This is a genomic window from Flavobacterium sp. PL12 (genome assembly GCF_039123485.1).
GTDB classification, from domain to species: domain Bacteria; phylum Bacteroidota; class Bacteroidia; order Flavobacteriales; family Flavobacteriaceae; genus Flavobacterium; species Flavobacterium weaverense.
This window is the reverse complement of the sequence record NZ_JBANDI010000035.1, coordinates 1-26,484: the sequence shown is the minus strand read 5'-3', so window position 1 is coordinate 26,484 and position 26,484 is coordinate 1. Positions and strand designations below refer to the sequence as shown.

Here is a 26,484-nt window from a genome sequence, read left to right as displayed (position 1 = left end):
AACTCTGATAAACACTTAATAATGATGAAAAAATTAACAGCGTAATTAAAAATCGAAATTTAGAATAATACTCTTGTTTTATAGGGGTCAAAACACTAATGTCTTGAATAAATTTTTTGAATCTTAATGCGAAATATGTTTTAATTCAAATTTTCTTACATCTATTTTAAATTAGTATACTTATATATGTAATTTACGTTACCTTCCTTTTTCAAAAGGAGAATTCAATGAAAGATATAATTGAAGAAAAGCAGATGTTTCAGCATATTTTTGAATCATCAATGGGAGGTATTATAGTAGTAGATACAGAGGGAAAGATAATTTTAGCAAATGATGCTTGTTGCTCTCTATTTGGATACAATTCCAAAGAATTATTAAATAAAAATATTGAAATTCTTATTCCAGTAAAACTTAAGGATCGTTATCTTGATTTTATAGCTGGAAAATTTATTCCCTTTAAAGAAAGCGATGTGTACGGGGTAAAAAAAAATGGCCGAAAAATTAATGTCAGCATTGGATTAAACCCTACTTCAGTAAATGGTAAAAAAGTTACCATGATTTTTGCACTTGATGCTACTCAACATGCAGACGATGCAATTTTAATTAAGCAAACAAATAAAAAGCTAAAAGATAGCAAACGAAAGTTTCATTCATTGATCAGCAATTTAAAGGGAATTATTTTTAGATGTAAAAACAATCAAAATCTTGATATGGATTTTATTAGCGAAGGCTGTATGAAAATTACGGGTTATCATTTTACTTCGTTTATAAATGGTACTGTTGATTTTGCAAAATTAATTTTAGAGCAGGATCGAAATGAAGTATGGAATAAAAAGAAAGAGGCAATAAAAAACAGAACACAATATGACGTAGAATATAGAATTTATAATAAGAATGGAGAAATTAGATATGTGTTGGAAAAAGGAGAAGCCATTTATAACGAAAATTATGAAGTCAAGTTTTTAGAAGGATTTATTTCTGATATAACTGCGTTAAAAGTTTCAATGTTTGATTTACATAAAAGTGAGGCAAAGACTAAGGCGCTGTTGGAAGCCATTCCTGATACAATTTTAATTCAAGATCGTGAAGGAAGGTATTTAGACTGGTATGCAAACAGTCCTGAAATATCTTTTATGCCACCGGAAAGGTTTTTGGGATTAACTATGGAGGAAGCATTACCGGAATCGGTGTATAGGATAGTGAAAAAATCTCACGATAAGGTAATTGAAACCGGAACGATGCAACTAGCAGAATATTCTTTTCCAGTTAAAAATAAAATTTTATACCATGAAGCAAGAGTCGTTTTAATGAACGACCACAGTCTTCTAACAATTATCAGAGATGTGACGCAGAAGAAATTGACTGACGATATGTTACGTATAAGAAATAATGCATTGGCATCGGCCATAAACAGCATTGTTATATCTGATGCAATTAATCCTGAAATACCTATTATTTATTCTAATTGCGCTTTCGAAAAAATGACAGGTTATTCAAATGAAGAAGTTATCGGTAAAAATTGTCAGTTTCTTCAAAATGATGATCGAGATCAAAAGTCAATTGATATAATGCATAATTCCATTGCCAATGGAGAAGCGTGTAATGTTACCCTTCGAAATTATAAAAAAGATGGAACTTTATTCTGGAATAATGTTACAATCACCCCAATATTCAATGATCAGCAAGTGGTAACTCATTTTGTAGGTATTCAAAGTGATGTTACTAATAAGGTAAAGGCTGAAAAGCTAAAAGACCAGACACAGCACATTTTAGAATTAATGGCTAAGGATAAACCGCTAGAAATTATTGCTGATTCAGTATCGAATACTATTAAAGATCATATTAAAAATGTTCTAGTTTCTGTACTGCTTTTTGATTGTGAACAAGAAAAATTTAATATAGTAATTGCGCCAAAAGTTGAATCTCTTTTAAATTTAAAGAAAGTACTATCTGATTCAAATGCAGATTTTGCTCAGATGATTTCATTTTTTAAGGAAAGTAGAGTTATCGAAAATTTCAACGATGGACGTGTTCTAAAGTATTACAAAGAACTTGCTTTTAATAATGATGTAAAAACATTTTGGTCTTTTCCTATTAGATCATCTTCAAAACAAATATTAGGTGTGATAGCTATTTTTAGTGGAGAGTCCAAAACGCTTTCAGATACTGAAAAAGAAATTATAGGTAATATGGCTGATTTAATTAGTATTCCAATAGAAAAAGGAAAAACGGAAGTTATACTGCACAGAAATAAAATCGAACTGGAAAAATATGCTCATGAACTTGAAGTTTTAGTTCAAGAGCGCACACAAGAGGTAATGGCGACAGTGCAGAAGTTAGTAGAAACTAATTTTATATTAGAAGAGCAGGTACTACTGGCCCAAAATTCAGAAAAATTAGCAAGGACGAGTAGGGGAATTGCATCCGAAATTGCAAAAAATTTCCCTGATGGTTTTGTAGCTGTAATAGATCAAGATCTAAAAATAATATTTTTAGAGGGAGAAGGATTAAAGCAACTCGCTCTAGAAAAAATATTTTATGAAGGTGGTATTATTGGTAAAATCCCTAATTCCATTGATGCTCCGCAAATATTAATGAAAGATAACGTTATTAGAACGCAAAGAGGCGAGCGACTGTCATTTGAAGTTAAATTTAAAGACCGATATTTTGTAGTAAATACGTTGCCACTTATTGATGACAATAATCAAATCTACAATTCATTACACGTTTACAGTGATATTACTTTACAAAAAGAAGCTGAGTTCAATATCAAAAAATCACTTACAGAAGAACGTGAGTTAAACAGTTTGAAGTCTCGTTTTATATCGATGGCTTCGCATGAATTTAGAACACCCTTAAGTGCTATTCTAACTTCAGCTATTTTAATTATGAAGCAAAATCAATTTGAGGACAAGTTAAAGAGAGAAAAATATGTTCTTCAAATTGAAAAAAATGTAAATCATTTGATAGCTATTTTAAATGATTTCTTATCCCTTAGCAAGTTAGACGAGGGCGAATTAGTATCAGTACCGCAGCAATTCGATTTGGTTTCATTTTCTAAAGATTTTTTACAAGAAACTCTCATTGGACTTAAGGAAGAGCAGTCTTTTAAATTAAATGTCCCAGATCATAAAATGGATGTATTTCTTGATCAAAAATTACTATCACATATTTTAAACAATCTTCTTTCTAATGCAGCTAAATATTCTGCAGTGGGCTCTGAAATTAGTTTAAAAGTGACGCAACTGCAGCATAGTTTTACTATAGAAGTTTCTGATACTGGAATAGGTATTCCTAAAACAGAACAAATACATGTTTTTTCTCGATTTTTTAGAGCTAATAACGCTTTAAACATTGAGGGTACGGGCTTGGGACTACATATAGTTAAACAATATGTTACATTAATGGGCGGAGCTATATCATTCAAAACTGAAATAAATAAAGGAGCAAGCTTTTTAATAGAATTTCCAAATACTTAATAATAAAAAATTTAAAAATAGTTTATAAACCCCTACTATAAATAATTATACAATGAAAAAAATATTGATAATAGAAGATAATGAAGATGTAAGGGAAAATACTGCAGCTATCTTAGAGTTTTCAAATTACGAAGTTATTACCGCTGAAAATGGAAAAATAGGGATACAATTAGCCAAAAAAGTTCTTCCTGATTTGATTCTTTGTGACATAATGATGCCAATTATAGACGGGTACGCAGTGTTAAAAGCTTTAAATGATAATAATGAAACAGCAACAATTCCATTTATATTTTTAACTGCCCTGACCGAAAAGGATGAAATGCGTAAAGGCATGAATTTAGGTGCGGATGATTACTTAACTAAGCCCTTTTCTGAAATCGAACTAATAGGCGCATTAGAAAGTCGATTAAAAAAACATGATTTTTTACAAAAAGAATTTTCTAAAACTGCAGAAGAGATTGGTAATTTTATTGAGGAAGCGGCTACGTTTTTGAATATTGATTATTTAAATACTGAATATTCAAAAGTGGTATTCAAAAAAAAGAAACTTGTTTATGAGGAGGGAAATTCTACTAATGCGTTATACTTTATTGAAAGTGGCGTTGTAAAAACGTTTAAAACCACTGAAAAAGGAAAAGAGCTAGTAACAGGATTACACACTTCTGGAAGTTTTATAGGTCAATTATCATTACTATCTGAAGCAGGAAATTACGTTGATTCAGCAATGGTTATAGAAGAAGCAAAATTATTTAAAATATCAAAACTTGACTTTCAAACTATTATTAAGGGCAATAGAGATGTAGCGATGAAATTTATTAAACTGATTTCAAATGATCTTATTGAAATGCAGAATCATTTTGTGGACATTGCCTTTTCAACAGTGCGTAAAAGGGTAGCTAAAACATTATTAGAAATATCAAAAACAAGGATTTTAACACACGGTGAAGCAGAAGGAATTGCAATTTCAAGAGAAGATTTTGCTGGATTATTGGGGACTGCAACTGAGACAGCAATTAGAATGTTAACTCAGTTTAAAGATGAAGGTATAATTACATTTGACGCTTCGCGAAAAATATATATCAAAGAAAAAAAAGTTTTAGAAGACATTGTACTGTTTGGTTAAAAAACATAAAACTTTCAAATTTAGTAGTAGCAATTAACAAGTAGGAGATAAAATTTTATGTAGATATGGGATGCTAATGAATTGCACCCCATAATCTAATTAAATAATCTTCAATTATATTATTTTGTGCACTGCTTCTTTTGCATCTTTTATAGCGTCAGTCACAAGATCCTTGCTATCTTTAAAAGAATTCTTGATTTTTTTTCTTATTTTTTTTCCTTTTTTAGGTGCGTAAAGAATTCCTAAACCAGCTCCAATTGTAGCTCCTGCCAATAAAGCGAATAACATTCCAGATTTACTGTTTTTCATAATTTTTTTTTAAATTCTTGTATCTAGCAAACCTAAACTTTAAGAATTACAATTTAAATGACGAAGGTCATGTACAAGAAATTTTTTCATTGCAGTAAAATATAATGAATCATTAATGCTATTGACCCAGGTCATTTCAGTAAAAATGATCTGCTCTTACATTTGACGTGTTGCACAAAATAATTCTGTTAATGTAATAGTATGAACATCCTAAACGTAGAACCAAAAAAAATTTATTTTAGCGCGTATGAAAATCTTTCACAACTTGAAAAGGCAGTCAAGCTGATTGAAGAGCGAAGACCGATAGATTTTAAGATAACAGTTATGGGAACTGTTTTTAAAATTTGTGCTGAGCAAAATAATGGAGACCTAAAAAACCATTATTTACTTCAGGAATATTGGAATATTTTATTAAGAAACCATCCTAAATTAGGTGTTTTTTACAACCCTGAATTAGGATCAACATTTATTGTAGGTACTTTGGCATCTGCATTTATGAACGAAATTAATGGTAAAATTTTAGGTTCTTTGTTGGTTGGTCCTTATGCAATAATCAGAGGAATGGGAGCTACAGAAGCTCAAGCACTAGAATTAATCAATGCATTAAAAGCGCAGAAATATTTAATTCTATTCCGAGGAGAAAGAAACGATTTAGAAAAATACAAAATCATTTTGGAAGATATTGAACAATGAACTAAAGCCCAAAAAATCAAAATAATTTTTTTAAAACGATTTAAAGTAAAACAATTTTATCAGATGAATAAATTTCATATTAGCTTGTATAGCATTTTTATAATTTCGGCAGTGATTATTTTGCTCAACCGTTATACCGCATTCCATTTAACAGATTACAGAGTTCACTTTTTCTTTCTGTTCTTTGCTGCTTCAAGTTTTGCTGTAATTTTTGGGCATCTCTTTAACAAATTAAAAGATAATAAATCTATACTTCTAACTTTTATTGTTGTAGGAGCGTTGTGTTTCTTAAAAGCATTCTTTACATGGGGTGGTGACTGGAAAACTCAAACTCAACTATACAGAAATGTCACAAACAACAATAAGTCAATTGATTTGCAGTTGCGTGCAGATAAATTTGCATTTGGATACAAAAAAAGAGTTATTGAGATTTATAACATAGCTCCTTTTATGCAATGGACTACTGATATTGATACAACTGCCATAGATAACTCAGAGTGGAATAGGGTAGATTTATATGTTAATGAGATGAAGCTTCCTAAACAAGAATAAAATAACATTTTATAGTCATTAACTAACGTATTAATTTTTTTTTTAATTTCTAATAAAAGATAATTAAATATTATTAATTGATTTTACGCTAAAAATAATAATATATATGTCTTTAAAAATTCTGTAATTTGATAAGTGTGTGGATGATATAAATTTAAAAAGCAAAATTCAATATTAGCGGATTTCAATAGCTATTTCAGTTTTAAGCATTAAAAAACCCCAACATCTGTTGGGCTTTTGTGACCTTGACTACACAATTTATAGACCATTTTATACAAGATCTAAAGAAATTAGCTCTGTATAAACCATTATAAAAAGTAAAAACCTACCTCTATCTAAAGTAAATTTTCACCAGTTTTTTTAGACAATGCACATTATGAGATTGCTATGGAAAAGATGTTTTTTAGTTGGAGAGAGAAATTTGATCGCTATAAAAATAATTGAACTAAATATTTCAGTTTTTAAACAAAATAAGGGCAAAATTTTAGTCGATTTTTTAAATTATAGATCAACATTTAAATAATATTTTTACTGATAAATTTCATAATTTGATTAACAAACTGCATTTAATCGGATACTAAAACTACTTCCTAAGCCAAGCTCACTTTGCACTCCAATTATACCATTTTGTGCTTCAATAAATTCTTTGCTAATAGCTAAGCCTAAACCAGTTCCTAGTTTATGACTTCCTGGAATCTGGAAATATTTATCAAAAACTCTTTTCTTATAGTGATCATCAATACCTTTACCTCTGTCAATAACTTCAAAAAGTATTGTGCTATTCTCTTTTTTTACTTTAATAATTATTTTACTATTTTCAGAGGAGTAAGTGATGGCATTTGTTAAAAAGTTAATGAGGACCCAAGCTGTTTTATCGTTATCTGCCTTTACAAAAGGTAAGCTTTCCTCGGCATCGATTATTATATTTATAGCTTTTTGGTCGGCTTTTACTTTTACAGCTGCTATGGCATAGTTTACTATTTCGTATGGATTGTTGTTTTCTATGGTTAGATGTATGTTTCCCGTTTCTACTTGGGATAAATCCAATAATTCTCCGGTAATTTTCAGCAATCTTTCGCTATCTTCTCTGATACTGGTAATTAGTTGTTTTTGATCCTCATTCATCTTTCCAGTATCTTCTTTTTCAAGAATTTGTAAACTCATTTTTATAGAAGAAATAGGCGTTTTTAATTCGTGAGAAACCGTGGCTATAAAATTGGTTTTTGCGAAATCTAATTCTTTAAAAACAGTAATATTTCTTAGAATGATTACATCGCCAATATCAATTGTTTGATCTTCACCCGTTGGTTTAATGGTAATATTCACAATTTCCTTCTCGAAATAACTTTCGATATTATCTGCAAATATTTTCATAGGTTCTGCTTTTTGCTTGTCGTTTTGAAGCGTACTTACGATCAATGATTTCATTAAATCGTTCTTCAATGCAAGAGTAGTAGCTAATTCTCCAACAACTTCTTCGGACTTTAGTCCGATAATTTTCAAAGCTTCATTATTTACAAATAGTATTGTTCCTGTATTGTCCAATCCAATAATTGGATCGTGCATATTATTGATCAAGGTTTCTAATCGTTTTTTCTCAAATGATAATTTGTGTAAGTTACTGCTACTGTATTCTTGTAATTTCTCCGCCATTGAATTGAATGATTTTGCTAAATCTCCAAATTCATTATGATTCATGAAATTTACTCGTTGTGAGTAATTTTTATTAGCAATTTCCTTGATACTATCTGTAAGTTCTCTAATAGGATTGGCAATATTATTGGGTAAATTTACTAATAAGTTAAAAGCAATCAAGAAACATAACGTTCCTATAATAGCAATCCATAAGTTGGCCGTTTCAGCAGTATGAGTAGCCACATCGCTTTTTTGCTTAATGGCATTCATATTCAATTTCATAATCTCAAAAATATCTTGCCGAATTTGATTTTTTATGGTTTCATTTCCGAAATCGTTTTTAAGCTCAGTAAACTTTTTTTCCAGATTGATGTTGGCATTTCTTTCACCAATTTCAGTTGCGTTTTTCATCTGGTTTTTAAGATTTTTTTCGAAAATAGAAAAATCTATATTTTTATCTGCAGTAATTTTTTCTAATGAAAGCAACATATTACGAGAATATTCTAAAGTATTATAATTCGCTTTCAGAATATTTTGAGTGTCTATTTTGATCAAAAAAACAGAATAAGCACTTATCAATGATAGGATAATAATCATTAAGAACAACAATCCGACGCCCAGATTCAATTTGGTTTTTATTTTCATAATGCTGCAATTAAAAGTTAGGACAAAATTACTAAGTCGATATTTGATGAAGATAGATTATTCAGTAATTTATTAAAGATTGTGGTCGATAAAATTACTTTAAATAAATTTAAATGTGGTTTCCCAATACAAACGGTCGTGATATTTTTCTGTTCGACAATTTCTAATATTGCATCGGTAATACTATTGTTTTCTACTTTGATTACCTCAGCATTTAATTGCGAAGCTAATTTGAAATTATTGATTAAATGGCGCTGTTTATCTAAGGCTATTTTATTGGAACTTTCTTTTGGCGTTTCTACATACAAAACATACCATTTGCAATTGTAATAACTTGCCAATCGAGCCGTTTTCCGAATCACAATTTTAGCCATTTTATCATTACTACTAATGCAAGCGACTATTTTTTGAGGTTTTAATGCTAGATTTTTAGGAACTTCACTTTCAACTTTGCGTCCCACTTGATTCACTACTTCTTTTAAGGCTAATTCGCGTAACTGTAAAATTTGATCTGATTTGAAAAAGTTATTTAATGCAGTTGGTATTTTATCAGCCGTATAAATTTTACCTTCTTTTAATCTTGCAATCAAATCCTCTGAAGTCAAATCGATGTTCACCACTTCATCTGCCATTCGCAATACATGATCTGGTATTCTCTCTTGCACATCAATATTGGTAATTCGCTTTACGTCTTGATTTAAACTTTCTATATGCTGAATATTTACTGCGGAAATTACATTTATTCCAGATTCTAGAATCTCTAAAACATCTTGCCAGCGTTTTTCATTTTTGCTTCCTTCTATATTCGTATGTGCTAGCTCATCGACAATCACTACTTCCGGACGTAAGTTAATGATTGCTTGAACGTCCATTTCTTCCAGTTGCTTCCCTTTATAGAAAATAGTACGGCGCGGAATAACAGGCAGACCAGCTAATAATTCGTGCGTTTCTTTGCGATTATGCGTTTCAATATATCCTATTTTAACGTCAATGCCATTCTTTAATAAGGTGTGGGCTTCTTGAAGCATACGGTATGTTTTTCCCACACCAGCACTCATCCCAATGTAGATTTTAAACTTTCCTTTGCGAGATTTCTGAATTAAATCTAGAAAGTGCTTGACATTATTTTCTTTTTGGTTGTCCATTTAGGCTAAATTATTTTTGCCACTAAGGCAGAAAGTCACTAAGAGTTTTTTGTAACAAAATTTAAATTCTTCTTGAAAAATAATCTTTTCATTACTTTTTAGAAAAGAAAATTTTGAGTCTTTGCGCCTTCGCGGCAAAACTTTTAATTTAAAATTTGATAGCTAAAGCAGTAATTATTGAAAAACTAGTATCTGATACTTCAGCTGTGTTTTTAGCAAAAACGGCATCTTCACTAGTGTAATTTTTAATTTCAGTTCTCCAAAGTAAATTTGGATATATTTTATAATCAGCATTCAAAGAAAGACCATAAGTTTCAAAACCATTTGGAATTCCTGTCGCAATCATTACACCTTTTTTATCTTGATAATATTCGCCTCGAACAGCAAAATTTAATTTATCAGTTGCTATCAATTGTGCCATTACAGAAGCTCCGTACCATTTGTTATAATCATCACTTTGAGGTGCGGCTTGCTCCCAACCGATATCAAATCCTGCTAAAATTTTTACTTTACTGGTTAAATCATAAGCAGCATAAAAATCATGGAAATAACGTTTTTGACGTACATTATCCGCTTTATCATTTCCTATAAATGAGCTACTGTTTATTGAAAATTTGGATGAAGGTCTGTACACAATTTGATGACCAAAACTCGGTGTTGTATTACCATCGACACGCTGAATTCGTTGCCATCCGTTAAGATACAATCCTGTTAATTCCCATTGTCCACTTGGCGAAATGTACGTAATTTTGGCTCCAGCCTCAAAATAAGGAGAATTTTCAGCCATAATACTTCTAGTTAATATAAAGCAATCTGCTCCAACAGCACTTTCATATCCAATATGCGAAGGTAAAATCCCTGCTGTAATCCATAAATTTTGGTTCTTGGCCACTTTAAATCCTACATTGGCTTCGTAAACATTTTTCAAAACTCCGGGTTCTGCTGCATAATTGGCATTCATATAGGAACCCGCTGCAATAGCTACGTTCGCACGTACCTTTTCAGTTTCGTAATTTGCTTTTACAAATCCAAGGTTCAAACTTACCTCATTGTTACGGTTGTGACTGTAAATAAACCCTGGACGCGAATTATTGTCGGGATTATTAGCATCATATTGTAAATAGGTTTCAGCATATCCACTGATTTTCAATGGATTTTCAGATTTTTCTTCTTGTGCAAAAGCTACTCCTGAAAAACATAAAGTTAAAGCAGCTAGACTTATTTTTGTATTCATTTTGTATTTATTAAGTTGATTTTTTTAAAATAATAGGGGAGGTGTGACACAACCTCCCCAGCTCTGATTACGGTTTTATTTTAGTTGGTCTAGAGCAATATTTAGTTTTAGAACATTAATTTTTGCTGGTCCAAAAATCCCTAATAAAGGTTGTTCGGTGTTGGCGTCAATTAATGTGTTTAATTTTTCAGGATCTATATTTCTTGCTTTCTGAATTCTTGCAATTTGTATTTTAGCGCTTGCAACTGAAATATTCGGATCTAATCCGCTTGCACTGGCTGTTACTAAATCAACTGGAATTTCCGATTTTTTAACACTTGGGTTTTTAAGTAAGAAAGTATCAATTCGACCTTGCACTACGGCTAGATATTCCTCATTTGAAGCTCCTTTATTACTTGCTCCTGATCCTGCAGCATTATAATCTACGGCTGAAGGTCGTCCCCAGAAGTATTCGTCTTTTGTAAAACTTTGACCAATGTTAGCGTATCCTTTTGTTTGTTTATAAGACACGATTTCACCTTTTCCGTTAGTAGGCGCTAATTGAGCAACTGCCCATACCGATAGTGGATAAATTACGGTGAATAGCACCACTAGCAATACGGTCATTCTAATTCCTTTTATTAAATTATTTTTCATGGTTTCTATTTTTTTAAATAAATAATGCAACTACAATGTCAATCAGTTTGATTCCGATGAAGGGAACGATGATTCCACCAACACCAAACAGCAATAAATTTCTTCTCAATAAAGCACTAGCACCAATTGGTTTGTAACTGACTCCTTTTAGAGCCAATGGAATTAAAAATGGTATAATGATAGCGTTGAAAATCACTGCTGAAAGTATTGCACTTTCAGGACTGTGTAAATGCATTATGTTTAATCCTTGAAGCGCAGGAATTGCCGTAATAAACAACGCTGGAATGATGGCAAAATATTTAGCAACATCATTGGCAATACTAAAAGTGGTAAGCGTTCCGCGCGTCATTAATAACTGTTTTCCAATTTCAACAATCTCTATTAATTTTGTTGGATCATTATCTAAATCGACCATATTTCCTGCTTCTTTTGCTGCTTGGGTTCCGCTATTCATAGCGACACCAACATCAGCTTGGGCAAGGGCAGGAGCGTCATTGGTACCATCTCCCATCATAGCCACCAAACGACCCGCCATTTGCTCTTGCTTGATGTAATTCATTTTATCTTCAGGTTTAGCTTCGGCAATAAAGTCATCAACACCTGCTTTTTCAGCAATAAATTTGGCAGTCAAAGGATTATCACCTGTAACCATTACCGTTTTAATTCCCATTTTGCGAAGGCGTTCAAATCGTTCGAACATCCCTGTTTTGATGATATCTTGTAATTCGATTACTCCAAGAACCACTTCATTTTCAGAAACTACTAAAGGAGTTCCTCCGTTTTCAGCAATTACTTTTACTTGATCCAAAAGTGCTGTAGGAAAAGGATTTCCAGCATTTGTTACCATATTTTTAATAGCATCTGTAGCTCCTTTTCTAATGCGAGTAGTGTCAAAATTGATTCCTGAACTTCTCGTTTCTGCTGTAAACTCGATAAATTGTGCGTTACTATTTTGAAAAGTTAAAGGATCTATTTTTGACAATTCAACAATTGATTTTCCTTCTGGTGTTTCATCAGAAATTGAACTTAAAAATGCCGCTTTAATCAATTGCTCTTCTAAAATTCCGGGAGCAGGGTAGAAGTGAGTCGCTTTTCGGTTACCAATCGTAATTGTTCCCGTTTTATCTAAAAGCAATACGTCAATATCTCCAGCAGTTTCAACCGCTCTACCACTTTTCGTGATAACATTCGCTCTCAAAGCACGGTCCATTCCTGCAATTCCAATTGCTGATAAGAGTCCTCCAATGGTTGTTGGTATCAAACAAACAAATAGGGCAATAAAAGAAGCTATTGTAATATTAACATTCGAATAATCTGCTAATGGTTTTAAAGTCACACAAACAATAATAAATACTAAGGTAAATCCAGCAAGTAAAATAGTCAAAGCGATTTCATTTGGTGTTTTTTGGCGTGAAGCTCCTTCTACCAAAGCAATCATTTTATCTAAAAAACTTTCGCCTGGTTCGTTTGTTACTTCTACGACAATTCGGTCTGACAATACTTTTGTTCCACCGGTAACCGAACTTTTATCTCCACCGGATTCTCGAATTACGGGAGCCGATTCACCTGTAATAGCACTTTCATCAATTGTAGCTAAACCTTCAACGATTTCTCCATCAGTTGGAATAATATCGCCGGCTTCGCACACAAATAAATCGCCTTTTTTGAGTTGAGAGGATGATATTTTTTCACCGCTTTTTAAAGTTGCAGGAGTTTCTTCTCTTGTTTTTCTTAAACTATCGGCTTGTGCTTTTCCTCTTGCTTCGGCAATGGCTTCTGCAAAATTGGCAAACAACAACGTCAATAATAAGACTAGGAATACTACAAAATTATATCCAAAACTACCTTGTGAAGTTTCGCCTGTTAATGTCCAAATAGAAACAACGAGCATAACAAATGTTCCGATTTCTACCGTAAACATCACAGGATTTCGAAACATAAGTTTCGGATTCAATTTCACAAAAGATTTAACCAATGCTTGTTGCATGATGTCTTTTTGAAATAAGGATTGATCTTTATTCATTTTAAATTCTTTTTAGTAAATGGTAAAATATTCAGCTATCGGTCCTAAGGCTAATACAGGGAAAAAGGCTAATGCAGCAATAATCACTATTACAGTCAATGTTACTACACCAAAAGTTCCTGTATCACTTCTTAAAGTTCCGTCGCTTTCAGGTATGTATTTTTTCTGTGCTAACAGTCCAGCAATGGCTACGGGTCCGATTAAGGGTAAAAAACGTGCTAGAATTAAAACAATTCCAGTAGAAACGTTCCACCAAACTGTATTGTCTCCTAAACCTTCAAATCCACTACCGTTATTTGCTGATGCAGAAGTAAACTCGTAAAGCATTTCACTCAAACCGTGAAATCCAGGATTATTTAAAGTTGCTGTTCCAAATTCAGGCATTGCTGCTGTTAATGCAGTTCCTACTAAAATCAAGAATGGGTGCATTAATGCGATAATCATCGCTATTTTCATTTCCCGAGCTTCCACTTTTTTACCAAAGAATTCGGGTGTCCTTCCTACCATTAATCCACTGATGAAAACAGCCAAAATGATAAAAACAAAAAAGTTTAAAATTCCAACTCCAACTCCACCATAAAAACTATTAATCATCATGGCAAGCAATTCATTCATTCCAGAAAGTGGCATTGTACTGTCGTGCATAGAATTGACAGATCCTGTTGATATTACCGTAGTAGCAATACTCCAATAACCAGTAGCTGCCGCGCCAATTCTTGTTTCTTTACCTTCCATGGCACCAAGTGAAGTGTCAATTCCCATTTTCTCAATCATTGGGTTTCCTTGCATTTCTCCTATAATATTAGGAATGGCTAAAGCCAAGAATCCAATGGTCATTACACCAAAGATCATCCAAGAGAACTTTGTTCTTTTAATGAAATACCCAAAAGCAAATATCATTGCAAAAGGAATAATCATTTGTGCCCACATTTCTAACATATTAGAGAAGTAAGTTGGATTTTCAAGGGGATGAGCTCCGTTTGTACCAAAAAAACCTCCACCATTTGTTCCAATGTGTTTGATGGCAACAAATCCTGCTGCTGGTCCGCGAGAAACCTCTTGTACATCACCTTGTAAAGAAGTAATACTGTCTTTTCCTTCAAATGTCATTGGTGTTCCTTGGAAAGCCAAAAGAGCTGCTACAACAAAAGAAAGTGGTAACAATATGCGAGTACAAGACTTCATGAAATAGGTGTAAAAATTCCCTAGTTCAGTTGTGGTTTTATCTCTAAAAGCTCTAAAGACCACTACTGCAGCTGCCATTCCTGTTGCTGCACTTACAAATTGCAAGAACATCAAATAAAATTGTCCTAAATAGCTTATTCCAGTTTCGCCTGAATAATGTTGCAAGTTGCAATTGACTACGAATGAAATAACGGTGTTAAAAGCTAAATCAGCGGACATACTTGGATTTCCATCCGGATTCAGGGGTAAACTTCCCATAGTCATTAGAATAATCATTCCTAAGACAAACCATATTAAGTTTATGGTTAGTAACGCTTTCATGTGTTGCTTCCAGTTCATTTCTTCGGCTGGATTTACGCCGCTTAATTTGAAAAATAACTTTTCAAGTGGATTAAATATAAAATCCAGCCAAGTTTTCTCCAGTCCGTAAACCTTGGAAATATATTTTCCTAACGGAATAGCGAGTGCTAAGGTGAGCAAGAACATCGCTATAATTCCTAATATTTCTGTATTCATTTTTTAGTTTTAAGGGTTAAATAATTCTTTGGTTCCTAAAATTTTTCAGGTTTTAATAGTACATAACAGATGTAGATAAAAACTGCAATTGCTATAATAAATAATGCGGTCATAATTTTTTAATTTTCTAATAATGTTCTTAAATAGCCTTGTTTCGAATCTTTTGAAAGGAAGTCCAAATGCTTCTTTAAACTGACAGGATTTTCTTGAGTGCTTAATTCAGTAAAGAATTCATTTTCAATCGCATTTCGAGTGTAGTGATTCCCACTTTCGTAAAGCATGTTAATCACTCTAATAATTTCTTTTACTGATTCAGCTTCATCTTCATATGCTGAATCCATTTTCTCAATACAAAATCTTGCAACACGTTTTAAAAGTGCATATTGATTAATTGTCTCATCACTTGTGGATGGAAAATCAGTCCAAGTTTTTGAATCCGGTATCCATTGCTGAATTGCATCGTAGATTTTTGTTTTCATTTTTAGATGTTGTCAAAATAATTAATAGAGAGGTAAAGCAGCCAAAAGCATAATAAACCGAGAGCAAAAAGGATAATAGTTAACATAATTAGCAAGTTTATATTGTTGAAATTAGATATTGTATTATTTCGAAATGGTAGAGCGCTAAACTCCTGCAGAGTTAATTTGTCGGTTATATTCGAGTTTTAAATTTTGAGGAAAAAGAATAGAAATGCTGCAGTGACGCAGTTCCATAAAAGAAGAAACCGAAAAAACGTAAACATTTGATATGACGCTTTTAGTTTCGTTGCTTCCGCTAGTATATAGGCGCTCAGCATGCGCTAGACATTTTTTAGCTCTAGCAATATTTCCAGCACTAATCGCTTTTTTAGTGATTTCGGCGAAGCGTTCTGCTTGTTTGTAAATCGATAGGACTTGATTTTTCATGAGAATGAATTTTTATGTTCTCCTCACTCATGCCAAAACATGTTCCAATAAATATCGATTTTCGTAAAGTGTTACTAATGTTGGTTTTAACTAGTTCCTTTAAAAAAAAGACATAAAAAAAGCCTATCATAATGATAGGCTTTTATTGAAATGATAGGTTTTTATTGAATGTTATATTCTTCTAATTTTCGATATAAGGTGGCAATACCAATTTCGAGTAAACGCGCTGCTTCGGCTTTATTTCCTTTAGTGTAATTTAATAATTTCTGGATGTGTAGTTTTTCGACACTTTGCATAGAAAATGCCGATAAGCTTTTAACATTTTTACTGTGTTCTTGCTGCATTTCGTAAGGAAGCAAATCGGTGGTTAAAACTGTTCCATTGCATAAAATTACGGAACGCTCAATTACATTTTTTAATTCTCTAATGTTTCCAGGCCATTGATAGACTTCTAATTTTTGCAAAAAATCTTTGTCAATTTGTAATTTTTGTCGATTCATTTTTTCAGCAAACTGACTTACGAAATAATGAGTCAATGGTTCAATATCTTTGATTCGTTCTCGTAAAGGTGGAATAGTAATCTCAAAAATATTTAATCTAAAATATAAATCTTGACGAAAGCGTTTTTCGTCACTTTCTGTTTTTAAATTTCTGTTAGTAGCAGCTATCAAACGGAAATTTGATTTTTTAGGTGTAGAGTCACCAACAGGTATGTATTCGCTCGTTTCTAGAACACGAAGTAATTTAGCTTGTAAATCAATTGGCATTTCGCCAATTTCATCTAGAAATAAGGTTCCGCCATTGGCTTCTTCTATAAAACCTTTTTTATCTTTTATAGCGCCAGTAAATGAACCTTGTTTATGACCAAACAATTCACTTTCTAAAAGTTCTTTACTAAAGGTGCTACAATTTAAGGCCACAAATGATTTTCCTACTCTATTGCTGTTCTCATGAATCGCTTGCGCAAAAACTTCCTTACCGGTTCCGGTTTCTCCAGTTAAAAGTACTGTAGAATCCGTATTTGCCACTTTTTTGGACAACTCGATAACTTGTTCCAACCCTTTTGATTTTCCAATAATTGCGTCAAAAGAATACTTTTTTGAAATTCGTTTTTCTAGCTGTTTAATTTTTTGCTGAAGAGTAACCTTCTCAATTGCTTTGTATAAAAGTGGAATTATCTTATCATTATCATCACCCTTTACAATGTAATCAAAAGCACCATTTTTCATGGCTTGCACACCATCGGAGATTTTACCGTAGGCGGTTAACAAAATCACTTCTGTTAAGGGAAAACTAGCTTTAATTTTCTCCAGAAATTCAACGCCGTTGCCATCAGGGAGTTTTACGTCACAAAGGACAACATCAATTTCATTTTGTTCCAATTTCTTGAATCCAGATTTTAAATCTGCTGCTTCCAATACTACAAAACCTTCTGACTTTACAATTCGAGCAAGAAGACCTCTTAACTTTTCTTCATCGTCGATTATTAGAATATTTCTCAATTCGATTACATTTTAATTTTTGTAAAATTAGATATTATTTTTTGATGGATTATGTATAATCAAATTATAATAAAAATCAATTATTTACGCTGAAGTGATTTTGGATTTAATGATACATTAAAATATTGCTACTCCACATTTTTTTGTGATAATCTGGTTTTAGTCCAGTCAAGGTAACTTCAATAAATATACAAACCAGTGTTAATAAATAAAGTTAAGTATGTTAATTACGAAGTAATACGTACAAAAAAAGCTCAATTCGTATTGAATTGAGCTTTTTATTTTGTGACCCTTACTGCACAATTTACAAACCATTTTATGCAAGATTTGAAGAAATTAGCGATGTGGAATCCTTTACAGTAAGTATAAATCTGTTTCTAGTTTTAAGTAAATTTATGCCAATTTTTTTAGACATTCCATGTCATAATTTGGATAGGGAAGAGGTGTTTTTATGAATTAGAGAAAGAGGTATTGAAAAATTATACTGTTCTACAATAGTTAGAAATCAATTTCCGAGTGATAAATTTTAAGTTAAACATTTTCTTGAAGTTTTCTTTGTCATCGATGTTAGTTCGTAATTGTATTCGTAATAAAATTTGAAGGAGTCACTTGTGCCAAATCCCATATGTAAGGTATTTGTATGATAAATTAAAAAAAAAATACGAGACTAATAATCTTTAGCAATTAATAAATATAAGTATATTAAAGTATACTTTTTACTCTATTTTTACTATATTTGTATATTAAAATAGATATAATATGTTAGGTTCAATTAATATTAAAGATGTAAAACTTAAAATAGGTGATTGGTGTAAACAGAAAAGACTTCTGTTTGGATTGTCTCAGTATGAATTAGCACAAGTTTTAGATATGTCACGACTTACAATAAGAAAATTAGAAGAGGGAAAGAACGTTACTCTTGATACTCTATTAAAGGTAGTAAATCATTTTGATATGCTGGACAATGTTTATAAAATTATTGATACAGATATTTCTAGTAATAATATTAATTCTTTATATTAGATTATGGCAGCTAACGGACTCATAGATGTTTTTGCCTTTGGTGTTGAAATAGGTAAACTAGGTTATAATGCAGATGAAAAGAGAAGCTTTTTCCAATATAACCCAGCTTTTTTAGATTCTGGACAATACACCAGAATGTTTCCTTATATTTTTAAAAGAAATAAGTTACCCCAAATATTTACTCAATTTAATGGTAATACCTTTCGTGGACTTCCACCTATGATTGCCGATTCGCTTCCTGACATGTTTGGAAATATAATTTTTAAGGAATGGTTTGAAGCTAAGTCGATGTCCTTTGATAAAATTAGCCCATTAGAACAGCTTAGTTATGTCGCGAACCGTGGTATGGGAGCCTTGGAATACAGACCTATTGCGCATATTCCAAAAACCGAAAATGTGAATTTTGATGAAATAGTTGAGATTTTACAAAAAGTACTTGACATAAAGAAAGATACTTCTGCAGAAAAACTAAGTGATTTGGCACTTTTAAATATTTTCAAGATTGGGACGTCTGCAGGTGGTGCGAGACCCAAAATATTGGTCTCAGAACATAAGCAGACACATGTTATAATCCCAGGTGATATCGAATATTCCCAGGACTATAATCATTATCTTGTAAAATTGTTTATAAATGGGACTGAAGGATACAATAGAGAAAAAGTAGAATATGTCTATCATTTGCTGGCTAAATTAGCAGGAATTGAGATGATGGACTGCAAGCTTATTGATGAAAAGCATTTTGCTACACTTCGTTATGACAGACAGCATGGTGAAAAACAGCATGTATTGACTGCTTCAGGACTTACGGGATGGGATTACAGCAGACCGGAAGATTCATCATATGAAAAATTATTTGAGCTTGCATTTGATTTGAAAGTTCCTCATAAAGATATCAGGGAATTATACCGCAGAATGATTTTTAATATTGTGTTTGCTAATACAGATGATCATTTAAAGAATCACAGTTATGTGTATGACAGAGGGAAAGATATTTGGAATCTAGCTCCTGCCTATGATGTAACATATCCTATAGATGCGTTGCATAAATTCTTAAATACTCCAAGGGCTTTATCAATAAATGGAAAACGTATCAATATAACAATTGAAGATGTATTGCCAATAGCTGAGAGTATGGCTATTAAAAATCCTATTAAAATCGTTAAGGAAGTACAAAAGGTTATTTTGCAATGGGAGCAAATTGCAAAGGAATTTGAAATTCCAGAGGAAGTTTTAATATTGATAGGTAAAGATTTTGTTACTTTAATTGCCTAGATTTTATGAAAGACTTGGTTTAGAAAATTAAAATTAAGTACTGATTCATCTTATTTGATAATAAAATTATGCTTAAAATCTATCCATTCGAGCAACTACATATTGTTTAGTTCAATAAGATCATTGAGAGGAGCGAAATTTTACAAAGGTGTAACAAACTACTAATTTAATTCAATAATTTTTATGGGAATTACTGTTGATTTTTAAGTATTTGTATTGTTTTGCTGTCTGAAGTTCCATTGAAAGAGTTGTCTAAAACTTCTTGAAAGATAGGATTAGTATTTTTCAAAAGACTAAATAATGTCATGCATGATTTTAGTTTTTTGTCATCAGGTTTAGCCATGATTTATAGCGCGGTTTTATCATAAATCCACAAATTAAAAGAATGAAATTAGTGAATTTAAGTCAACAACTTCGGGGGCAGCGCCCCCGAAGTTGTTGATTATCTTTTGTTGTAAATTAATCTCATTAAAGAAGGGAAAACTAGTAATAGCATTGGTAAACCAACGACAAACCCGCCTATGACTGCTATTGCTAAAGGTTGTTGCATTTGAGCTCCTAATCCAATACCTAATGCCAAAGGCATTAATGCTAAAATAGCACCAATAGCCGTCATTAGTTTTGGTCGTAAACGTAAAGCAATAGCATAATTTATGGATTGGTCTACGTTACTAGATTGAAGCATATTAAAACGATATTGGCTGACGGTAAAAATGGCATTTTCTGCTAAAATACCAACAATCATAATAATACCGGTATAACTACTAACATTCAACGGAGTATTTGTTAGGTATAAAGCTATTATACAACCACAAATCCCCATTACGGAAGTAAATAATAATAGCAAAGAGAGTAGCCATTCTTTAAACAAAAACATAAAAACGCCAAAAACTAACAACGAGGCTAATATTAAGATCATTAATAGTTCTTTAAAAGACTGTTGTTGCTCAGAATATGCACCACCATAATCGATTGTGTACCCTTTGGGGAGTGTTAAATTTGAATTTAACTTCTGCTTTATTTCTGAAATTGCACTTCCAAGATCTCGATTATCTAATCTGGCAGTTAATACAACAGTTGATTTTAAATTTTCTCTAAGTTGTTCAATTTCTCCACCAATAATTTTCACATCACAAAAAAAAGAGAGTGGTCTTGTTGATCCGTCTGGTAGAAAAATAAGTTGACGTTTTAATTTTTCTAGATTTGTAGTTTTAAAATTAGCAAAGCGCATATTAATTTTTCGCATTTGTTCTCCATCTTGAATTTGCCCAACTTGCACACCTGCTGTCATTGCAGCTTGAGCGGGTGATGGTGTTGGTTGATTAGCATTCATACCTAGAGTTACACGAGTAGTATAGCTTGACAATTGATTTTGAAAATCTAATGCAGAAATTTTATAAAAACTTAATATATCTTGTTTTGGTAAAAATACTAAAGAAGGACCTGCAACTCTTAACCCATTATCAATATCTGCGATACCTTTTACTTTCCCAATTATGTTTTCAGCTTGTTTAGCGATCTGCTGTAAAGAAGTATAATTATCACCGTAAAATTTAACTTCAATAGGTTGTGGAGTACTCATCAAATCTCCAAGCAAATCAGCAATACGTTGCCCAAAGGATATATGTAAAACGGGCTGCGATTGACTTATTTTAGTTCTTAAATCATTAATAACTTCGTTAGTATTTTTATCTGTATTTTTTTTCAATTGAATAGAATAGTCACCAAAGTTTTGTGGAACTGTACTAAATGACATTCGGATACCGGTTCTACGACTATAGGTTTCAATATTTGAATTAGAAATGATTGTTTTTTCTACTTCTTTTAAAACTCGATCCACTTCTGTAATAGAAGTACCTGGTGGCATAAAATAATCTAAAACTATTGTGCCTTCATCCAATTCTGGTAAGAATCCAGTTTCTAATTTGGTAAAACTAAACCATGCGGTAAGAAGGAACACCACCACAATTGCCATTGAATATATAGGTTTATTGAAAAACCAGGTTAACCAACTTAATTTTTTGACGCTAATATCTTCGGGTTTATTATGTCCTTTCTTAGGTAATTTAAAACTGGATATGCAAATAAAACCTGCAGTATAAGTTAAGCTACATTTTTGTAATTAATTTGATTGTTAAATTCTTCAATAGTTGCATAATTCAAAGCAGAGTGTCTCCTTTTTCTATTGTACCAAATTTCAATGTATTCAAAGATCTCCAGTTTCATTTGTTCTTTAGAAATCAGTTTGTTCCCATAAATCAATTCCGTTTTCAAAGATTTGAAGAAGCTTTCCGCCACAGCATTATCCCAGTAATTTCCTTTACGACTCATACTGCGGGTTATTTTTTTATAGGAATCAAGAACATTTACAAACTTTTTACTGGCATATTGGACACCTCTGTCAGAATGAAAAATCAAACCTTCATCGACATCTCGGTTTTTAACCGCCATTTTCCAAGCTCCAAGCGTAGTTTCTTCTGTATTCATTGCGTCACTTAAACTCCAACCAATAATTTTTCTGTCGTATAAATCCATAATAGTGGTCAGGTATACAAACCCCTCTTTAGTTTGGATATAAGTAATATCCGAAACCCAAACTTTTGAAGGCATTTTTACAATAAACTCTCTATTTAATACATTTTCGACAACTAAATAATTATGATTTGAGTTGGTTGTAACTTTGAACTTTTTGCTTAATTTACTTCGCAAGCCAAGTTCTTTCATATATTTTGCAACTGTAATTCGTGAAACTTTATAACCTAAATGCTGTAATTCCAATGTTATTCTAGGACTTCCATATCTTTGTTTCGCTGCAAAATAAATCAATGTTATCTGTTCTTTTATAATAATTTTCAGCTGTCGTCTTGCGGTAATTGATTGTTTTTTCCATCGGTAATAACTTCCACTACTCACTTGTAGAACTTTGCACATTTTTTCAATCGGGAATACTTGTTCATTGTTTTTAATGAAACTATAAATCATCGACCGCTCATGGAAAAAATGCCGATTGCTTTTTTTAATATATCACGTTCTAACTCGGCATCTTTGAGTCTTTTCTCCAATTCGTGGATTTTTTCTTGCTCGGGAGTGAGTTTTAAATTTCCTTTCCCAGGAAAACTTCCTTCTCCAAACTCCTCGTACTCTTTACGCCATTTATACAACTGTGGTGCTGTAACTCCTAACTCTCTGGCGAGTTCTGATACATTTATTCTCTCATAACTCAATTGAACGGCTTTTTCTTTAAAAGCTTTGTCATAAATTTTGCGGACTTCTTTCATAGGCTAAAATTAAGATTATTTCTTAACTTTATGTGATGGCTAAGTTAGCATGTCCACGGTTGGTATGATATGAATGAATATATTCAGGAAAAGAGGCTATGTAAGGCTTGCGAGTTGACTTTTATAAAAAACTAGTAGATTTATTATGATGAAAAATGTTAAAATCATCAATGAAGCTTTTTCAAATTGTTTTTCAAATTTTGATTTAGTTGGTTTGAATAATTTATTAGAAGATGATAAAAAATTTAGTGAAATCTCTAAGAATGAATTTCTAATTCATGTACGAGAACTTTTTGAGAGCTATAAAAAGGAAAAAATTTATAATCTTTCATCCAAATCAATTACTTGTAATAACTGTGAAAAAGGATGTAATGGATTTATTTTCATAGATGAAACATATAAGAATTTTTATTCTTTAATAATTAAATCTAAGAATTTCAAGATTGTTGATCTAATTGAATGTAATAATTTTGATCCATATAGTAATTTAGGAGAATATATCCATTGTAATATTTTGCCACAGAGTAAAAATCACATTTCTGAAGATGAAGTTCCTTTCTAAATAGATCTAAAAACATTGCTACTGTTTAAATTTCTTTATTTTAATCTACAACTAAATTTTTGGAATTTTATTATTTCTAAAATTATTAGAAGAGAAAAGGGTTGTTCTGTAAAGGATAAGAAATCAATAATTTTTATAATAGTTTATGAATAGTTTTATTTTTAAAATAATTGTTAAGTTACTTTTAACAATTAGTCGCATAACTGGATTAACATATAATGAAATTAATATAATTGTTTATTATTTTCTTATTCCTTTCTCATGGCTTTGGCTTTTAGATATTATTTTTGATTTCAATTACTTTAAATTTTCATTTTTAATCTTTTGCTTAGGATTTAGTTTTGGTTGTAACGATTTTAATCGTTACTCTAACATGCTATTTAAAAAATCGGAAAGGTTTTTAAAGTATTTCAATCGCTATGGGAGTACTTATATAATATCCTCAGTTTGGATTTGTATTCTACTTCCCATTGCGATCTACGCAATTTTGATCACCTTTGTTCTACTTTAATAATTTTTATTAAAGATTAAAAGTTAGAAATTTTGACTTTGAATAATTTCACAATATAGTTTTTCGGTTTACAACATCAATTTTAGAATTTAATTGCCTGATTAATATACAGTAATATACAAAAGCGTACTGCATTGTGTTAAGTTTATCTTTACTTTTATTTAAAATAAAATATTTTTTCTTTGTGTTAAGTCTGCTACTATGAACAAATGTTTATAATTATTTAAATCTCAGTCCATTGGTACAACTTTATTTTTAGTCAACATTCCTTCCTTCTAAAATCTTAAGGCTTTCCTCTAATAATACTATAGTTTTATCTACCTCACTTTGAGTTACAATATTTCTTTTTGTTGAGACAAACATTTCTCTTATATCTACATCAAGAGCTTCAGCTATTTGCAATAACAAATGTATTGTAGGTAGATTCTTTTCCGAATTAATGTTACTTATGGTGGTCACTGAGACGCTAACTTTATTAGCTAATTCTTCACGGCTGATTCCTTTCAGTGTCATTAATTCTTTAAGTCTTAAAATTTCCATGATTTGTTTTTTTTACAAATATAATTTAAAAACAAATGATACTTTATTTATTTAAAAATAAATAAAGTATCATTTGTTTTTAAGTAAAAGTATGCTTTACTTTACAATGAATTAATCAAGTTTTACTTTATTTTTATGGGAATCGCTAAAATAATAATTGTGCAAATCGAATTCGTTGACAATGATGGTGAAGTTGTAAAGGTGTTCGAATATTTTTTTTTGATGTCATAATTGATAATCTCATTCACATCTAATGATATGAATTCAGTTCATTAACTTCACGTTTCATATTTAGACTATAATCATAAAATGAATCAACTTAAAATTCGTAAAGTCATGTGATCCCATTCAAATGTTTTAAAATATTTCCAAGTCTAATTGTAAAACAAGAATCACTTAAAAATTACCAATATGATATACTTTTATTCCAGAATCTCTATTATTCAACAAAATTCCAGTCGGCAGTTAGAAAATTTTAAATCTCACGATGGCTATGATGGAAAAAAAGTGTTTATAGAAAAAATTCAAGGTAACGTTCCATTTTTTGAAAGACCAGAAGCAAATAAAATGTTCGACGAAATAACAACCAATGCAGAAAGATGTACTGTTGTTGTTGTTGATTCAATTGACCGTTTAGGTAGAAATTTACTGGACATCTTACATACGATCGAGACATTTAATAAAAATGCTATCAATTTAAAATCACTAAAAGAAGGTTTCACTACCTTATTAGATAACGGTGATGAAAATCCACTGGCAAAGCTAGTAATAAGTGTGATGGCTAGTATTGGAGAAATGGAGCGTAAAAGAATTAAGATTAGAACTGCTGAAGGTATTTCTATTGGAAAGCCTTTAGGTAAATTCACTGGGCGGAAATTTGGAAGTATCCAATCCGATGACAAACTTCTTCAAAGACATTTAACTGTTCAAAAAAAGTTATTTAAGGGGTTAACTGTTAGAGAAATTAATGAGATAACGGGAGCGTCGTCAGCTACCATAATCAAGGTTAAAAAGGTAATGGTAAGTAGGAAGATGATATAGCCAATTTTGAGATTATTACGAGACGATAACTTAAAAAAAGAGTAAACTAAAACAAGGTAATAGATTTTAAAAATTCTATTACCTTTTTTTATAGTTGCTACTGTATCAAATGAAAATGTACTAAAAACTGTTTAAGTATTTCAATATTAATTTAACATCAATATTTTATCGAGTTTTAAATATTTATCAAGAAAATTTCTTGTAAATGAGATTTAGATTTGATCTGTTATTTTAAGAGTAATTTTTTGTAACGATCTAATTCTTTATAATGAACGATTATGTTGTTTTGGTCACGTATCAATTTTATTTTTTTGCTTTTTTCTCTAGATTTTAGCCCGTATACTGATATTGATAGTATGTGAGAAGCCTCATCTATACTGTAAAATTCTTTTTGGACTGGTACAATGGCAGCTAATTCTTCAACAGCTTGTTTAAGTCTTTCCTCTATAATTAAAGCTATAATATCGTTGAGGTTATCGTTTATTACATTTATTTTATCCTTCATATCTATTGGTTTGATATGTATAGAGTAATAAGTAGAGTTTGTTTAGTTGTAAGCGAAAATAAATTAATATTTTTTTTCATTGTTGTCCGATATAATTAAATAAAAAAAGAAGCCAAAAAGATGGCTTCTTTAAATGAATCGTAAATTTGTGTTTCGACATACAAAATACG

24 protein-coding genes are annotated in these 26,484 nt (G+C 31.3%); 8 read left to right on the top strand and 16 right to left on the bottom strand.

The window, feature by feature from the left end; genetic code table 11:
• Positions 1–227 precede the first annotated feature (227 nt).
• Positions 228–3,479: a PAS domain S-box protein gene (locus RCH19_RS13795; protein ID WP_343023702.1), complete on the top strand. Its 3,252-nt coding sequence runs from the start codon at positions 228–230 to the stop codon at positions 3,477–3,479.
• Between the two features lie 52 nt (positions 3,480–3,531).
• Entirely contained in the window at positions 3,532–4,602 is a 1,071-nt protein-coding gene (locus tag RCH19_RS13790; RefSeq protein ID WP_343023701.1) for a response regulator, read from the top strand.
• A gap of 114 nt (positions 4,603–4,716) precedes the next feature.
• Here RCH19_RS13790 and RCH19_RS13785 read toward each other — a convergent pair whose 3' ends face one another.
• On the bottom strand, positions 4,717–4,911 hold the full coding sequence (locus RCH19_RS13785; RefSeq protein ID WP_343023700.1) for a YtxH domain-containing protein: 195 nt from the start codon (positions 4,909–4,911) through the stop codon (positions 4,717–4,719).
• A gap of 201 nt (positions 4,912–5,112) precedes the next feature.
• On the opposite strand from RCH19_RS13785, the gene RCH19_RS13780 reads away from it, so the two are divergent.
• Together RCH19_RS13780 and RCH19_RS13775 are read left to right on the top strand one after the other, a co-directional pair.
• Positions 5,113–5,604, top strand: a complete 492-nt coding sequence (locus tag RCH19_RS13780) for a hypothetical protein (RefSeq protein ID WP_343023699.1) — start codon at positions 5,113–5,115, stop codon at positions 5,602–5,604.
• Between the two features lie 63 nt (positions 5,605–5,667).
• Positions 5,668–6,156, top strand: a complete 489-nt coding sequence (locus RCH19_RS13775) for a hypothetical protein (protein ID WP_343023698.1) — start codon at positions 5,668–5,670, stop codon at positions 6,154–6,156.
• A gap of 552 nt (positions 6,157–6,708) precedes the next feature.
• Here RCH19_RS13775 and RCH19_RS13770 read toward each other — a convergent pair.
• From RCH19_RS13770 to RCH19_RS13725, 10 genes are all read right to left on the bottom strand, one after another.
• Positions 6,709–8,436 carry a histidine kinase dimerization/phospho-acceptor domain-containing protein gene (locus RCH19_RS13770; protein ID WP_343023697.1) on the bottom strand — a complete coding sequence of 576 codons (1,728 nt, stop codon included), beginning with the start codon at positions 8,434–8,436 and terminating at the stop codon, positions 6,709–6,711.
• Positions 8,437–8,453: 17 nt separating this feature from the next.
• Positions 8,454–9,581, bottom strand: a complete 1,128-nt coding sequence (locus RCH19_RS13765; RefSeq protein WP_343023696.1) for a sensor protein KdpD — start codon at positions 9,579–9,581, stop codon at positions 8,454–8,456.
• Between the two features lie 148 nt (positions 9,582–9,729).
• On the bottom strand, positions 9,730–10,815 hold the full coding sequence (locus RCH19_RS13760) for a porin (RefSeq protein WP_343023695.1): 1,086 nt from the start codon (positions 10,813–10,815) through the stop codon (positions 9,730–9,732).
• Positions 10,816–10,890: 75 nt separating this feature from the next.
• Entirely contained in the window at positions 10,891–11,451 is a 561-nt protein-coding gene (locus tag RCH19_RS13755; protein WP_343023694.1) for a K(+)-transporting ATPase subunit C, read from the bottom strand.
• 13 nt (positions 11,452–11,464) lie between these two features.
• A complete protein-coding gene (gene kdpB / locus RCH19_RS13750) occupies positions 11,465–13,474 on the bottom strand; it encodes a potassium-transporting ATPase subunit KdpB (protein ID WP_343023693.1) in 2,010 nt (669 codons plus the stop codon).
• 12 nt (positions 13,475–13,486) lie between these two features.
• Complete coding sequence (kdpA, locus tag RCH19_RS13745; RefSeq protein WP_343023692.1) at positions 13,487–15,175, bottom strand: potassium-transporting ATPase subunit KdpA; 1,689 nt, start codon at positions 15,173–15,175, stop codon at positions 13,487–13,489.
• A 35-nt stretch (positions 15,176–15,210) separates the two neighbouring features.
• On the bottom strand, positions 15,211–15,288 hold the full coding sequence (gene kdpF, locus RCH19_RS13740) for a K(+)-transporting ATPase subunit F (protein ID WP_072992107.1): 78 nt from the start codon (positions 15,286–15,288) through the stop codon (positions 15,211–15,213).
• Between the two features lie 6 nt (positions 15,289–15,294).
• Positions 15,295–15,654, bottom strand: a complete 360-nt coding sequence (locus RCH19_RS13735) for a hypothetical protein (RefSeq protein WP_343023691.1) — start codon at positions 15,652–15,654, stop codon at positions 15,295–15,297.
• A 144-nt stretch (positions 15,655–15,798) separates the two neighbouring features.
• On the bottom strand, positions 15,799–16,080 hold the full coding sequence (locus RCH19_RS13730) for a hypothetical protein (RefSeq protein WP_343023690.1): 282 nt from the start codon (positions 16,078–16,080) through the stop codon (positions 15,799–15,801).
• Between the two features lie 161 nt (positions 16,081–16,241).
• A complete protein-coding gene (locus RCH19_RS13725; protein ID WP_343023689.1) occupies positions 16,242–17,582 on the bottom strand; it encodes a sigma-54 dependent transcriptional regulator in 1,341 nt (446 codons plus the stop codon).
• 759 nt (positions 17,583–18,341) lie between these two features.
• Between RCH19_RS13725 and RCH19_RS13720 the strand changes: the two genes are divergently transcribed.
• Positions 18,342–18,605: a helix-turn-helix transcriptional regulator gene (locus RCH19_RS13720; RefSeq protein WP_121926320.1), complete on the top strand. Its 264-nt coding sequence runs from the start codon at positions 18,342–18,344 to the stop codon at positions 18,603–18,605.
• A gap of 3 nt (positions 18,606–18,608) precedes the next feature.
• The gene (locus tag RCH19_RS13715; RefSeq protein WP_343023688.1) at positions 18,609–19,877 is read left to right on the top strand and encodes a type II toxin-antitoxin system HipA family toxin; all 1,269 of its coding nucleotides are present in this window, start codon (positions 18,609–18,611) and stop codon (positions 19,875–19,877) included.
• 190 nt (positions 19,878–20,067) lie between these two features.
• On the opposite strand, the gene RCH19_RS13710 is transcribed toward RCH19_RS13715, so the two are convergent.
• The 3 genes from RCH19_RS13710 to RCH19_RS13700 all read right to left on the bottom strand — a co-directional run bounded on the left by RCH19_RS13710 (position 20,068) and on the right by RCH19_RS13700 (position 23,155).
• Positions 20,068–20,220, bottom strand: coding sequence for a DUF1810 family protein (locus tag RCH19_RS13710; RefSeq protein WP_343023687.1), 153 nt, complete (start codon positions 20,218–20,220; stop codon positions 20,068–20,070).
• 99 nt (positions 20,221–20,319) lie between these two features.
• Positions 20,320–21,909: an efflux RND transporter permease subunit gene (locus tag RCH19_RS13705; protein WP_343023703.1), complete on the bottom strand. Its 1,590-nt coding sequence runs from the start codon at positions 21,907–21,909 to the stop codon at positions 20,320–20,322.
• A 71-nt stretch (positions 21,910–21,980) separates the two neighbouring features.
• Positions 21,981–23,155, bottom strand: a protein-coding gene (locus RCH19_RS13700) for an IS3 family transposase (RefSeq protein ID WP_343023686.1) whose coding sequence is annotated in 2 segments (ribosomal slippage) — positions 21,981–22,888 and positions 22,888–23,155 — 1,176 coding nt in all. Because the reading frame shifts where the segments join, the coding sequence is not laid out codon by codon here.
• Between the two features lie 145 nt (positions 23,156–23,300).
• On the opposite strand from RCH19_RS13700, the gene RCH19_RS13695 reads away from it, so the two are divergent.
• Positions 23,301–23,717 carry a hypothetical protein gene (locus tag RCH19_RS13695; protein WP_343023685.1) on the top strand — a complete coding sequence of 139 codons (417 nt, stop codon included), beginning with the start codon at positions 23,301–23,303 and terminating at the stop codon, positions 23,715–23,717.
• Positions 23,718–24,483: 766 nt separating this feature from the next.
• On the opposite strand, the gene RCH19_RS13690 is transcribed toward RCH19_RS13695, so the two are convergent.
• Positions 24,484–24,768: a helix-turn-helix transcriptional regulator gene (locus tag RCH19_RS13690; protein WP_343023684.1), complete on the bottom strand. Its 285-nt coding sequence runs from the start codon at positions 24,766–24,768 to the stop codon at positions 24,484–24,486.
• Between the two features lie 411 nt (positions 24,769–25,179).
• Between RCH19_RS13690 and RCH19_RS13685 the strand changes: the two genes are divergently transcribed.
• On the top strand, positions 25,180–25,809 hold the full coding sequence (locus RCH19_RS13685) for a recombinase family protein (protein WP_343023683.1): 630 nt from the start codon (positions 25,180–25,182) through the stop codon (positions 25,807–25,809).
• Positions 25,810–26,035: 226 nt separating this feature from the next.
• Here RCH19_RS13685 and RCH19_RS13680 read toward each other — a convergent pair whose 3' ends face one another.
• The gene (locus tag RCH19_RS13680) at positions 26,036–26,314 is read right to left on the bottom strand and encodes a hypothetical protein (protein ID WP_343023682.1); all 279 of its coding nucleotides are present in this window, start codon (positions 26,312–26,314) and stop codon (positions 26,036–26,038) included.
• Positions 26,315–26,484: the final 170 nt, after the last annotated feature.